The sequence below is a fragment of the Sulfuricaulis sp. genome (genome assembly GCF_041499725.1).
Classification (GTDB): domain Bacteria; phylum Pseudomonadota; class Gammaproteobacteria; order Acidiferrobacterales; family Sulfurifustaceae; genus Sulfuricaulis.
Genome location: NZ_JBGQKW010000005.1, coordinates 25044 through 37913 on the forward strand (window position 1 = coordinate 25044; position 12870 = coordinate 37913).

Consider the following 12870-nt stretch of genomic DNA (forward strand, 5'->3'; position numbering starts at 1 on the left):
TCAGGCCCTCGAGGCAAACGCCTGGCGCTGGAGAATGCTGGCAAATTCCTCCATGAAGATTTCGTAGCGCGTCACCAGCCGTTCGACATTATTGGAATAGCGGTTATACGCGATTACCGCCGGGATGGCGGCGAACAGGCCGATGGCGGTGGCGATCAACGCCTCGGCGATACCCGGGGCGACATGCGCGATGGTGGCCTGCTGGACCATGCCGAGCGAGCGAAAGGAATTCATGATGCCCCAGACCGTGCCGAACAATCCGACGTAGGGGCTGGTCGAACCGACCGTGGCGAGGAACGAAAGATGCGTCTCGAGATAATCGATCTCGCGCGAAAGCCCCACGCGCATGGCGCGCTGCACGCCCACGAGTATGTCCATGGGCTGGATATTGGCCTGCTGATGGAGGCGCTTGTACTCGCGAAACCCTTCGACAAAAATGCTGGCCATGCCGCTGGCGTTCGTCTCCTTGCGCGACTGTTCGGAGAACATCTGATTGAGATTCGCGCCGGACCAGAACTTTGCCTCGAAGCGGTCGGCCGTGAGCTTGGCGCTCTTCAGCGCGAACCATTTGCGGAAGATCATGGTCCAGGAAAGCACCGACGCGGCCAGCAGCAGAAGCATCACGAGTTGCACCGGCAGCGAGGCATGCTGGACCAGCGACCACATGGCGATGCCTTCGGTGGCGGTGACGTTCACGGCGCCTCCCCGTCATCCAGCTGCGCGCGCAGACGCGGCGGGAGGGGACAGGGCGCGAACGTGGCGGCATCGAGGCAGGCCACCTTCACTTCGCCCTCGCACAGCGTGAGACCCTCGCGCCGTATCTGCTGCGCAAAAGTAATGCTGGCGTTCCCGCGTTTCGCGACCTGCGCCGTCGCCTGGAGCAGGTCATTGAAACGGGCGGGTTTCAGGAAGTCGAGCTTGACGGAGCGCACGGCAAATAAGATGCCGTCACGGCGGGAAAGTTCATCCTGTTCGAAGCCCAGGGCGCGCAGCCATTCGGTGCGCGCCCGCTCCATGAATTTCAAATAATTGGCGTAATAAACCACGTTACCGGCGTCCGTGTCTTCGTAATATACCCGGATGGGTATGGAGAAAACCGCTTTCATATTAATTTTTGTCGCAGAGAACACACAGGGCACAGAGAAAAGAAAAATTATTCTGTCTCGCTCTGTGTGCTCTGTGTTCTCTGCGGCTGAACAATATTATCATTCCTCGAAAATGCCGCGCTGCACCTGATCGGGGGTTTGCGGAGCGCTCAGGCCAAAATGCTTCCACGCCGTGGCGGTAGCCATGCGCCCGCGTGGCGTGCGCATGAGGTAGCCCTGCTGAATCAGAAACGGCTCGATCACGTCCTCAATGGTATCACGCTCTTCGCTGATCGCGGCGGCGAGATTGTCCACACCCACCGGGCCGCCGGAGAATTTTTCGATCACCGCCAGCAGCAGCTTGCGGTCGAGCATGTCGAACCCGCACTGGTCCACTTCTAGCATGTTGAGCGCCAGCTCGGCGATGTCGCTCGTCAGCCGCCCGTCACCTTTGATCTGGGCAAAATCGCGCGCGCGGCGCAGCAGACGGTTGACGATGCGCGGGGTGCCGCGCGAACGACGCGCGATCGCCGTCACCGCCGCGGATTCGATGTGCACGGCCAGAATCCCGGCGGAGCGCTCGACGATCCGGGCGAGTTCCGCCGGATCGTAAAACTCCAGGCGCTGGACGATGCCGAAGCGGTCGCGCAGCGGCGAAGTCAGCAGTCCCGCGCGCGTGGTCGCCCCCACCAGCGTGAACGGCGGCAGGTCGAGCTTGATGGAGCGTGCCGCCGGACCCTCGCCGATGAGAATGTCCAGCTGGTAGTCCTCCATTGCCGGATAGAGGATTTCCTCGACGATGGGGCTCAGGCGGTGAATCTCGTCGATAAACAGGACATCATTCGGCTGCAGGTTGGTCAGGATGGCCGCCAGGTCGCCAGGGCGCTCCAGCACCGGCCCCGAGGTCTGGCGCAGGCCCACGCCCATTTCATTGGCGATGATATGGGCCAGCGTGGTCTTGCCGAGGCCCGGCGGGCCGAACAGCAGCACATGGTCCAGTGCCTCATGCCGCCCGCGGGCGGCGGCGATGAAAATCTCCATCTGCCGCCGGATCGGCTCCTGACCGACGTATTCCGCGAGGCGCGCCGGACGCAACCGGCGCATATCGACAGTTTCGTCGGTCGCTTCCACCGCGTGCGCGGATACCAGTCGGTCGGTCTCAATCATATGAATAGACTTTTCACCTGCTCTCCCTCTCCCGCTTTGCGGGAGAGGGATGGGGAAAGGGCTCCTCCAATTCATTTCACCAATCCCGACCCCTCGTCCGGGTGAGGGCAAGGGGAGAGGGCACCTTGTTTTATACTGCCATGCCTTTGAGCGCCTGACGAATGATTTCTTCCGCGCTCAGTCCCTTGGTGGAAGCGCTGCGCACCGCGCGGCTCGCCTCATTGGGCTTGTAGCCGAGCGCCACCAGCGCGCTCACCGCTTCGCTCACCGGATCGCCCGGCGTCACCGGACCGGCCGCGGTGGTGGAGGCCGGCGTCGGAATATCCTTGGGCAACTTGTCGCGCATCTCGATCACCAGGCGTTCGGCGGTCTTGCGTCCGATGCCCGGCACTTTGGTCAGTCGCGCGATATCCTCTTCCGCCACGCAGCGGCAGAACTCCTCGTCCGAGAGCCCCGAGAGTACCGCAAGCGCCACGCGCGGGCCCACGCCATTGACCTTGAGCAGCTCACGGAACAGCCGTCGCTGCGCCTCGCGGACGAAACCATATAATAGATGCGCGTCCTCGCGCACCACGAGATGAGTATAAAGCGTGACCCTCTCGCCCACCGCCGGAAGTTCGTAAAAGGTGGTCATGGGCGCTTCCAGCTCGTAACCCACGCCGCCCACGTCCAGCATCAGTGCCGGCGGCTCCTTGCGCAACAGCACGCCTTGCAGCCGGCCGATCACAAGGGCAACCTCATCCGGCGCCGCCGCGAGGGTCGCCGTGGGAGCGATTGCAGGCCCACGGCATGGTGCGCGTGACAGATGGCGCAGGCGAGCGCATCGGCGGCATCGGCCTGCGGCGCGGCGCTGAGCCCGAGCAGTGCCTTCACCATGTGCTGAACTTGCTGTTTGCCGGCATGGCCCTTGCCCACGGCGGCGCGTTTGATCTGAAGGGCGGTGTACTCGGCGATGTCGAGCATCTGGTTGGCGCCGGCGAGTATCGCCGCGCCGCGTGCCTGCCCCAACTTGAGCGCGGAGTCGGCGTTTTTTGCCATGAATACCTTTTCGATGGCCAGCATCGTCGGTTGGTAGGTTTTGATGATCTCGGTCACCCCGTCATAGACGGTCTTCAGCCGGTCGGCGAGTTCGCCCTGGGGCACGCGCACGCAGCCGCTGGCAATGTATTCGATACGGCCGTTGCGCAACACTTGCACCACACCGAAGCCAGTAACGCGGGAACCGGGATCAATTCCTAATATTCGCATCACCAATCACTCCCCCTCCCCCTCTCAGGGGGAGGGTAAGGGGTGGGGGTCGGATGGTTGGGTTGTCGCGAAACCTGACGCATCGCACCCCCATCCTCATTCCTTCCCCCTTTCAGGGGGAAGGATGCGAGCCGTGCGCGCTGCGCGCGATTTCCTAAGATCGGCATCAGCCGGCCTGCTTGAGTAATTCTTCGGGGAGGTCTGCGTTGGAGAATACATTCTGTACATCTTCCAGATCCTCCAGCGCTTCGAGCAGCGTGAGCAGATTTTCCGCGTCCTCGCCACTCACCGGCGCAGAGGTCGAGGCGCGCAGTTGAATCTCGGCATGCTCGGGCTTGAGCCCGCGTTTTACCATGGTCTCGACCACCGCATGAAATGCCTCGGGCGCGGTCAACACCTCGATCGAGCCGTCCTTGTCGGAAACGACATCGTCGGCGCCCGCCTCCAGCGCCGCCTCCATGATCCTGTCTTCGTTCGTGCCCGGCGGATAGTTAAGCGCACCAGTTTTCTTGAAGAGAAACGCTACCGAACCGTCCTGACCCAGGTTGCCCCCATGCTTGGAGAAAGCGTGACGCACCTCGCCCACCGTGCGCGTGCGGTTGTCGGTGGTGCACTCGACCATGATCGCGACTCCGGCCGGACCATAGCCTTCATAGTGCACTTCATCGTAATGCGCGCCTTCGAGCTCGCCGGTACCGCGCTTGATGGCGCGCTCGATGGTGTCCCGGGTCATATTCTGATCCAGGGCCTTGTCGATGGCGGTGCGCAGGCGCGGGTTAAGCTTCGGATCGCCCCCGCCACCGGCGCGCGCCGCCACGGTGATCTCGCGGATTATCTTGGTGAAAATCTTGCCGCGCCGGGCGTCCTGGACGCCCTTGCGGTGCCTGATATTGGCCCATTTCGAATGGCCGGCCATGCGAACTCCCGTGGTATGTCGTGGGCGGCATTAGCGCGCCGCCGGGACAGTCTAACATCGCCACGTGTGTGTCCCAACCCTGTATTTGTGTCAGAAAACCCGATTAGCCTCATAGACCTTCTGTCGTCCCCACGAAAGCGGGAATGATGTGATGATTGCTCTAAAGATACGTATCCGAATTCCGCTGCTTACGCTTGGAGTCATTCCTTTTCCATTCCTTCACAACCGGCTAGCGAGAAAACTTCCCGGTCATCAGAAACTGTCCGACCTGCTCAGCCACCTCGCGCGAGAACAACATGCCGGTGTGGGAGACCGGCAGCGCCAGGTGCTCGCGGGCGGCAGGAAAGGCGCTTTCTTTCACGGTCAGCAGGCCGTCGTTCGGTCGCGGTAAATGGCGAACCAACAGCCGGCCCATGCCGAAGGAACGTGTGCCGCAGATCACGCCGATCTCGCGTGGCGGAGACGTCCAGTGCCGCGGGGCACCGGTCAGCAGTTGTATCACTCCCTTACCCATTGCCCAGCGCCAGGGTGCATAACGACTCTGATGCTGTGCCACGCGGCTGCCGCCGTGCGGCGTGCCCAAGGTCACGATGCGTCCCGGTTTTTGCCGTGGATGGTGATGAAACAGCGCGCGGATCAGAATACCGCCCAGGCTATGCCCCACGAGATGCACGGTGTCGGCATCGAGCGTATCGAGAAAACCTGCGAGCCGTTCGGCATTCGCGCTCAGATCGGCACGAACCGAAGGATAGGAAAACGCATGCACGGTAAAACCCTGGCGCCGCAAACGGCGCCCGAGCACAAATAGAATGTAGCCCGGGAACCACAGGCCGTGGATGAGAACGACGGTTTGGGGCTTGGCGTTCGTTATGGTGAGACGTCGAGCATACGGCGGAGCGCCGGGCGAGAACTTGACGAAGTGCGCCACACCAGCCCGCCGTGGCGGCCGCAAAAGGCGCGGATACGCGCGTCGCAATTATCATCGGCGACACTGTCGAATTGTTCGTAGGCGAGCGCAGTTGCCATGATTCAACCCTTGGGTTTCAGCTTTAATATAACTTCACGGTTGGTCCACGAAGCCGCCTTCCCCGCCGCCTCGTCAAAGGTAAACCAACCATGGCCGACATGCTCGGCGGGATTCACCGTTATAAGGATTTCCGCGGGAAGTTCAAGCGCGAAGGCATGCTCGGTGTTTTCCCGCACTTCCGGCGCGTAGCGTGGGCGCCATTTCGGCAGGATCGGGTAGCGATGGGTCAGCCGTAAATCCCGCAAACCTTCTGTCGCCCTGAGTCCGGTTTCCTCCTGCAACTCGCGCGCCGCGGCCTGCCGCGGTTCGGTTTCTTCCCATAACAGGCTGCCGGTTACCGATTGCCAGAAATCCGGATCGTCCGCGCGACGCAGCAGCAACACCTTCTCGGTCCGGGTGTAAACCACAACCAGGACCGATTCGGGGCGTTTAAACTTTTTCGTCGGCGGGAACGACAAGGTAGCCCTGCTGCGCTCGTCCTGTCATATTAAGTTGCCTCACCGGCGATTTTCTCCGGGGGCTTGCGCAGCTTGATGTGCAGCTCGCGCAACTGGGTTTCGTCGACCTCGCTCGGTGCCTCGGTCATCAGGCACGTGGCTTTTTGCGTCTTGGGAAAGGCGATCACGTCGCGTATCGAATCCACGCCGCTCATGAGCGCGCAAATGCGGTCGAGCCCGAAAGCGATGCCGCCATGCGGCGGCGCGCCGTACTTGAGCGCATCCAGCAGAAAACCGAACTTGGCGCGCGCCTCCTCGTGACCGATCCCGAGCGCGGCGAACACCTTCTCCTGCACGTCCATGCGGTGGATGCGAATCGAACCGCCGCCGATCTCGGAGCCGTTCAGCACCACGTCGTAGGCGCGTGCCTTCACGTTCGCGGGATCGAGGTCGACGCGCTCCACATCTTCGGCCTTGGGCGAGGTGAACGGATGGTGCAATGCCACCCAGCGCTTGGCCTCGGCGTCATAATCGAACATCGGAAAATCCACGACCCACAGGATTTTCCAGCCGGCCTGCCTGAGGCCCAGATCCTCGCCAAGTTTCAGGCGCAACGCGCCCAATGAATCGTTGACCACCTTGGCGGTGTCGGCCCCGAAGAAAATCAGATCTCCCGTCTGGGCGCCGGTGCGCTGCACGATCCCGGCGATGACGTCGTCCGGCAGGAACTTGAGAATCGGCGATTGCAGGCCGTCGCGTCCCTTCGCGGCGTCATTGACTTTGATATAGGCCAGTCCTTTGGCGCCATACTGGCCGACAAAGGCAGTGTAACCGTCGATCTGGCTGCGGGGCAATTCGCCGCCCTTGGGCACGCGCAACGCCGCCACGCGGCCATTGGGATTGTTCGCGGGACCGGCGAACACCTTGAATTCGACTTGCTTCATGAGATCGCCGACATCGACCAGTTCCAGCGGGACGCGCAGGTCGGGCCGGTCCGAGCCGTAACGCCGCACGGACTCGTCGTAACTCATGCGCGGAAATGGCTGGGGCAGTTCCACGGACAGCACGTTCTTAAAGAGAACGCGCAGCATCTCTTCCATAATATCCATCACGCCGTTCTCGTCGAGGAACGAAGTCTCGATATCCACCTGGGTGAATTCCGGCTGACGGTCGGCGCGCAGGTCTTCGTCGCGGAAACAGCGCGTGATCTGGAAATAGCGCTCGAATCCCGCCACCATCAGCAACTGCTTGAACAGTTGCGGCGACTGCGGTAGCGCGAAGAAATGCCCCGGATGCGTGCGCGAGGGCACGAGATAGTCACGCGCGCCCTCGGGGGTGGATTTGGTGAGCATCGGGGTTTCGATTTCGGTGAAGTCGCGATCCTCGAGGTAGCGGCGCAGGGACTGCGTGACCTTGTGGCGCAGGCGCAGGTTCTTCTGCATGAAATCGCGGCGCAGGTCGAGATAACGGTACTTGAGGCGCACCGGCTCCGAGAGATCCACTTCGTCAAGCTGGAACGGCAAGGCCTCGGCGCGGTTGAGAACCTCGATGCCGTCGGCCACCACTTCCACTTTCCCGGTGCGCAGATGCGGATTTTCAGTGCCGGCCGGTCGCGCGCGTATCTTGCCTTGCACGCGCAGCACGAACTCGGAACGCACCGACTCGGCGGCGGCAAAGGCCTGTTTCTGATCCGGATCGAACACGGTCTGTACCACCCCGGCGCGGTCGCGCAGGTCGATGAAAATCACGCCGCCGTGATCACGCCGGCTATGCGCCCAGCCACAGAGCGTGACGCGTTGGCCAATGAGGGATTCGTTGAGTTCGCCGCAAAAATGACTGCGCATGCCTGACCTATTTATTAATTTATCGACAATCGGGAGAAGTGCGCTCAGGAGAGCCGGCGCACGCGTGGATCAGTGGCTTTATCTTTCTTGGGCTCCGGAACCACCACACCGACGGACAACAGCATCTTGAGGCCGTCGTCCACGCTCATATCGAGCTCGACCACGTCCTCGCGCGGCACCATGAGAAAAAAACCCGAGGTGGGATTGGGCGTGGTCGGAATGAAAACATTGGTGACGTCCCGTCCGGTCTTGTCCCGGACTTCCTCGGCGCCCGTGCCGGTCTGAAACGCCAGCGACCACATCCCCTTGCGCGGGTATTCCACCAACACCACCTTGCGAAACGACTTGCCGGAGGAAAACATGCTCTCCGTCACCTGCTTGACCGAGGCATATATCGAACGCACCAGCGGGATGCGTTGCAGGATCCGTTCGCCGATGTTGAACAATTGCATGCCGAAGAGGTTGGTGACGATCATGCCGGTCACGAACACGATCACGGCCGTCAGCACGGCTCCCAGGCCCGGGACGCGGAAACCGAGGAGGTTTTCCGGCTGGAGGCTTTCGGGCAGCAGGCGCAGTGTCTGGTCCATCAGATCCACCAGAAATGCCACAATCAACAGTGTCACCCCGAGCGGGACCCATACCAGCAGCCCGGCCATGAGGTAACGACGCAGGGCAGCCATCATCTTTTAGTGGGCGCAGCCGCAGGTGCCGCCACCACAGCCACCGGCCTTCTTCTTGGGTGGCGTGGAACCAGGTTCGGATTTCTCCTTCTTCTGGCCGCCTCCCTTGAAATCCGTGGCATACCAGCCCGTTCCCTTGAGCTGGAATCCGGTCGCGGAGATCAGTTTCTTGAGCTCGGACTTGGCACAGCTGGGACAGCCGGTAAGCGCCGGGTCGCTAATTTTCTGAATGACTTCAAACCGGTGGCCACAGGCCCCGCATTCATATTCGTAAATCGGCATACAGAGCCTCCTGAAAACAGTGCGCCCCCAAATTATGGGGGCGGTAGATACGCCAGACAAGACGCATTATATCCGGGCGACCGCTGTAACGCATTATTTTTAAAGCATTGTCTGGTTGTGCTGCTGAATTCGGGGAAGAGCCTGGCGCCACAACCAAGGCCGATAATCCGCTAACCTGATCCAGCCACCTGCCATCGGCTCGGCCCAACCGGGTTAGGCAGGGCACCGATACACGGTGTTGGGCTTGACCACGCCATCCACCCAGGGGTACTTCTGGTTGTGGGCGGACAAGGAAGCACCGGGTTGATCTGACACGGCACCACCTATGGGGATGGCGCGAGGAGAGTGGCCAAGAAAAGAATCACTAAATTAATGAATTATTTTTAGTTTCACAGGGTAAACATCGCCTGGGCTGAATGTCACGGCGGGGTATCCGGGAACCCGGAAATTTCAGGGAAAAATGCCATTGTGCTCTTCTATCCCCCTGGTTTTTCCGCTAAATTATGCCCGGTTCATGGAAACCCCTTAACCCCAATCTTCCACTCAGGAGCACTACATGGCAAACAACAAACCGGGAAAGAAACCGACGACGAAGTCAGAGATCTACGCCCATATCGCCGAGAAAACCAGTCTCAAGCGCAAAGACGTCGTTGCGGTTTTCGATACGCTGACCAGCCTCATCGAGCGTGATCTGAAAAAGGGTCCGGGCATCTTCAATCTCGTCGGCATGATGAAGATCAAGATGGTCTACAAGCCCGCCGTGCCAGCCCGCAAGGGTATCAACCCGTTCACCAAGGAAGAGGTCATCTTCAAGGCGAAACCGGCACGCAACGTGGTCAAGTGTCAGCCGTTAAAAATGCTGAAGGATATGGTTTAAGCGGAAACCGGCAATAATCTCAGCATTTTCGAAAGCAGAAGAATTTAGTTTTTTTAGGTAAGGCACGCAAGCGCGCGCCGAGGGTGAGACGGTTACGCGTCAATGATCTCTGGATCGTTGACCCGTCGAGCGGGCAGGCCAGGGACGGCCTGCCCCTGACCTTCGCGGGCCCGCATTTTTTTAAAGAGACGTTTGGTTACTCGTCGTCATCATCCGGGGAATCGTCGTCGTCCTCATCCGGATCAACGTCATCGTCATCGTCAGGCGGTTTGCTGGCATCCGTTTCTTCAAGTTCGTCTTCGTCTTCCTCATCGGATTCAAGCCGTTCCAGGTCCAGGCCATACCAGTCATCCAGATCAATCTCATTGGTTGTGCTGTCACCGTACTGGATCTCAATCGATCCGTCGTTCTCATCGAAAGCGATCACTTCAAACGACCGGCCATCCTCGTCCTCGTAAAAGGCGCCTACCACCGGCTCTTCATACATAGGCATCTTCCACCTCCCGCAAAAATATTGCCCATCTGTAACCAATAAATAAATGTAATCCTGCTGTACGCGTTATGCCATGCATAATCGATATATATATAGACGGCATTTGGCAGTCTGCCAGCCCCGGGCGCTACTCGTATACAAGACGAGCGCAGCAGGGCTACGCTTTTCTAACCGTCCATTACGCACTATGCTGTGCCCACGAGTGGCCCTCGCCGGGCGCTACACCTCAAGAACTCCAGGGGGAATTATATATGACAACAGAATGCCTGTTTTGCAAAATGGTGTCGGGTCAGATCAAGCCCAACACGGTGTACGAAGACGACGACGTACTGGCGTTCAAGGACATCAACCCCCAGGCCCCGGTACATGTCCTGGTGATTCCCAAAAAACACACTGCCACCCTGAATGATCTGAAGCCGGGGGATGCCGGTCTCGTCGGAAAATTATTAATGACCGCGGCACAGATCGCCAAAAACTCCGGGGTCGCCGAGTCGGGTTACCGCGCCGTCCTGAACTGTAATGCCGATGCCGGTCAATCGGTGTTTCATGTGCATCTGCATCTGCTCGGTGGACGTTTTCTGCGCTGGCCGCCGGGCTAACCGCCTGGAAGACATAAAAAAGGCGTGAGGGGCCTGTCCTCACGCCTTGTACGCTGCGCTTCTCGCTCAGAATGGAATATCGTCGTCGAATTCCCCGGCCACCGCGGGAGTGGTCTTCTTGGCTCCGGCACTGCCGGTGTTATCCGCCGGCTGGTCCTGATTGAAGTTGTCATTGCTCGGGGCGCCGGCCCCGCCGCGTGAGCCCAGCATCTGCATGTCGTTGGCGACAATTTCAGTGGTATAGCGGTCGTGCCCGTCTTTGTCCGTCCACTTGCGCGTTTGCAGACGGCCTTCCACATATATCTGCGCGCCCTTCTTCAGATATTCACCGGCGATTTCCGCCAGACGCCCGAAAAATACGACGCGATGCCATTCGGTTTTCTCCTGCTTTTCGCCGCTGGTCTTGTCCTTCCATGATTCCGACGTTGCCAGCGTGACATTCGCCACCGCCTGGCCGTTGGGGGAATAACGAACTTCGGGGTCCCGACCCAGATTACCTACCAGAATTGCCTTGTTTACACCGCGTGCCATACTCGATTCTCCAATGGTTGATCACAGAGCCCTGTGCCTTAAATATAAAACATTCTCCGTGAAGTTTAGGGTGCGCTCATCATAGCCAGATTCAAACGCCTCGACAATCCACCCGTGGAATCAGCCTTGGTTCCTCATATTATGCCGATATGTTAAAGCGGGAAGTGAAAAAAACCTGCGCAAATAAATCTTACAGGCTTCAGGTGGAAGGCAGGAGCACTCGCAGCGCCGGTTCGTCCAGGCGGCGGCTGTCGACTTTGAGATAGGCCACGCCCTCCTCCGCGATCACTTTGGCTTCGGTGACGCCCAGGACAGCTGAAAGCCTTTCTTCCAGGCGACGCGCTTCTTGCGTGCTGAGTTCGCGAACATGGAACATCAGGTTTTTCACCGCCGGCAGCGGTTTCATGCGAAATGCCAGAATGAGCCAGGCACCGATAAGCCCGGCGCCGAACATAAACACGGCGGAAGCGCCGAAATAACTCGACAACAACCCGCCCATGGCGCCGCCTACAAAAAAACCGAGAGATTGAAAGGTGTTGTATACACCGATGGCCGTTCCCTTGGATCCCGCGGGTGCAATTTTTGAAATAATCGAAGGCAGGCTGGCTTCCAGGATATTGAACGCCACGAAATAAACCGAAAGCACAATAAAGATACCCCAGAAATGCTGGATCGCCGTCACGAAGGCGATCTGCGCTATCAGCATGAGCGCCACGGAGGCAATGAAGACTTCCTTCAACCTGCCCTTTTTCTCGCCGTAGATGATCGGCGGCACCATGAACAGGAACGAGATGATCATCACCGGCAGATAAACCTGCCAGTGGTGATTGGCGTCGATGCCGCCGGTCTGTTTGAGCGCAAACGGCACCACCACGAACATCGCCATCTGCACCGCGTGCAGGGCAAAGATTCCAAAATTGAGACGGACCAGTTCGCGGTTACGCAACACGTCGCGCAGTTTCGCCGGCGCCGCTTCAGCGTCGGAATGGAAGTGGCTGTGACGCGGATCCGGTACCGCGATCTTCACCACGACGATGGCCAGCAACGCCAGCACGCCGGTCATGGCGAAGATTCCCGGGATGTTGATCAAATGATACAGCGCCGGTCCCAAAACCAAAGAAAGCGCAAAGGTCAGACCGATGGTCATGCCGATCACGGCCATGGCCTTGGTGCGGTGTTCCTCGCGCGTGAGGTCCGCCAGCAGTGCCGTCACCGCCGCGGAAATGGCGCCGGCCCCCTGGATGGCGCGGCCGATAATCACCATATATATGTCGTGGGCGGAAGCGGCGATAAAACTGCCAACGGCGAAGATCAGCAGGCCGAAGTAGATGACGCGTTTGCGCCCGAAATGATCCGAGGCCATGCCGAAAGGCAGCTGCAGGATCGCCTGGGTGAGGCCATACATACCGAGGGCGATACCGATGAGGGTATGACTTTGCCCGCCGGGCAAATGCTCGGCATACACGGCAAATACCGGCAGGATCAGGAACATGCCCAGCATCCGCAGGCCGTAGATACTGGCCAGCCCGATGCTGGCCCGCAGTTCGAGGGGGTTCATCCGTTCAGAGGGAAGCATGCTTGATTGCTGGATTCGTTGGGAAAAACACTCAGTTTTGCGTATATTAACAGGTTGCCCATAAATCCTGCAGTTCTGGCCGGGCCCCTCGGGGCCGGGTCATAA

16 protein-coding genes are annotated in these 12870 nt (G+C 59.6%); 2 read left to right on the plus strand and 14 right to left on the minus strand.

Annotated elements, in window-relative coordinates:
- The 11 genes from tolQ to ACC569_RS01880 form a co-directional block, all read right to left on the minus strand.
- Complete coding sequence (gene tolQ / locus ACC569_RS01830; protein WP_372521787.1) at positions 1-696, minus strand: protein TolQ; 696 nt, start codon at positions 694-696, stop codon at positions 1-3.
- Entirely contained in the window at positions 693-1106 is a 414-nt protein-coding gene (ybgC, locus tag ACC569_RS01835; protein ID WP_372521788.1) for a tol-pal system-associated acyl-CoA thioesterase, read from the minus strand. The genes tolQ and ybgC overlap by 4 nt, the downstream gene beginning before the upstream one ends.
- 99 nt (positions 1107-1205) lie before the next feature.
- Entirely contained in the window at positions 1206-2252 is a 1047-nt protein-coding gene (gene ruvB / locus ACC569_RS01840; RefSeq protein ID WP_372521789.1) for a Holliday junction branch migration DNA helicase RuvB, read from the minus strand.
- Between the two features lie 130 nt (positions 2253-2382).
- On the minus strand, positions 2383-2979 hold the full coding sequence (ruvA, locus tag ACC569_RS01845) for a Holliday junction branch migration protein RuvA (RefSeq protein WP_372521790.1): 597 nt from the start codon (positions 2977-2979) through the stop codon (positions 2383-2385).
- Entirely contained in the window at positions 2976-3500 is a 525-nt protein-coding gene (ruvC, locus tag ACC569_RS01850) for a crossover junction endodeoxyribonuclease RuvC (RefSeq protein ID WP_372521831.1), read from the minus strand. Before ruvC ends, ruvA begins: the two co-directional genes overlap by 4 nt.
- Positions 3501-3666: 166 nt before the next feature.
- Positions 3667-4416, minus strand: coding sequence for a YebC/PmpR family DNA-binding transcriptional regulator (locus ACC569_RS01855; RefSeq protein ID WP_372521791.1), 750 nt, complete (start codon positions 4414-4416; stop codon positions 3667-3669).
- 229 nt (positions 4417-4645) lie between these two features.
- Positions 4646-5344: an esterase/lipase family protein gene (locus tag ACC569_RS01860; protein WP_372521792.1), complete on the minus strand. Its 699-nt coding sequence runs from the start codon at positions 5342-5344 to the stop codon at positions 4646-4648.
- Between the two features lie 101 nt (positions 5345-5445).
- Positions 5446-5901 carry a dihydroneopterin triphosphate diphosphatase gene (nudB, locus tag ACC569_RS01865; RefSeq protein WP_372521793.1) on the minus strand — a complete coding sequence of 152 codons (456 nt, stop codon included), beginning with the start codon at positions 5899-5901 and terminating at the stop codon, positions 5446-5448.
- 29 nt (positions 5902-5930) lie between these two features.
- On the minus strand, positions 5931-7724 hold the full coding sequence (gene aspS / locus ACC569_RS01870; RefSeq protein ID WP_372521794.1) for an aspartate--tRNA ligase: 1794 nt from the start codon (positions 7722-7724) through the stop codon (positions 5931-5933).
- Positions 7725-7768: 44 nt separating this feature from the next.
- The gene (locus ACC569_RS01875) at positions 7769-8410 is read right to left on the minus strand and encodes a DUF502 domain-containing protein (RefSeq protein ID WP_372521796.1); all 642 of its coding nucleotides are present in this window, start codon (positions 8408-8410) and stop codon (positions 7769-7771) included.
- Positions 8411-8413: 3 nt separating this feature from the next.
- Entirely contained in the window at positions 8414-8689 is a 276-nt protein-coding gene (locus ACC569_RS01880) for an FmdB family zinc ribbon protein (RefSeq protein ID WP_372521797.1), read from the minus strand.
- A gap of 556 nt (positions 8690-9245) precedes the next feature.
- On the opposite strand from ACC569_RS01880, the gene ACC569_RS01885 reads away from it, so the two are divergent.
- Positions 9246-9566: an HU family DNA-binding protein gene (locus tag ACC569_RS01885; protein WP_372521798.1), complete on the plus strand. Its 321-nt coding sequence runs from the start codon at positions 9246-9248 to the stop codon at positions 9564-9566.
- Between the two features lie 196 nt (positions 9567-9762).
- Here ACC569_RS01885 and ACC569_RS01890 read toward each other — a convergent pair whose 3' ends face one another.
- A complete protein-coding gene (locus tag ACC569_RS01890; RefSeq protein WP_372521799.1) occupies positions 9763-10059 on the minus strand; it encodes a DUF6763 family protein in 297 nt (98 codons plus the stop codon).
- Between the two features lie 251 nt (positions 10060-10310).
- On the opposite strand from ACC569_RS01890, the gene ACC569_RS01895 reads away from it, so the two are divergent.
- A complete protein-coding gene (locus ACC569_RS01895) occupies positions 10311-10658 on the plus strand; it encodes a histidine triad nucleotide-binding protein (protein WP_372521800.1) in 348 nt (115 codons plus the stop codon).
- Positions 10659-10724: 66 nt separating this feature from the next.
- Here the strand turns inward: ACC569_RS01895 and ssb are convergent, their stop codons facing one another.
- Positions 10725-11189, minus strand: coding sequence for a single-stranded DNA-binding protein (gene ssb, locus ACC569_RS01900; protein WP_372521801.1), 465 nt, complete (start codon positions 11187-11189; stop codon positions 10725-10727).
- Positions 11190-11388: 199 nt separating this feature from the next.
- A complete protein-coding gene (locus tag ACC569_RS01905) occupies positions 11389-12747 on the minus strand; it encodes an MFS transporter (protein ID WP_372521832.1) in 1359 nt (452 codons plus the stop codon).
- Between the last annotated feature and the right edge of the window lie 123 nt (positions 12748-12870).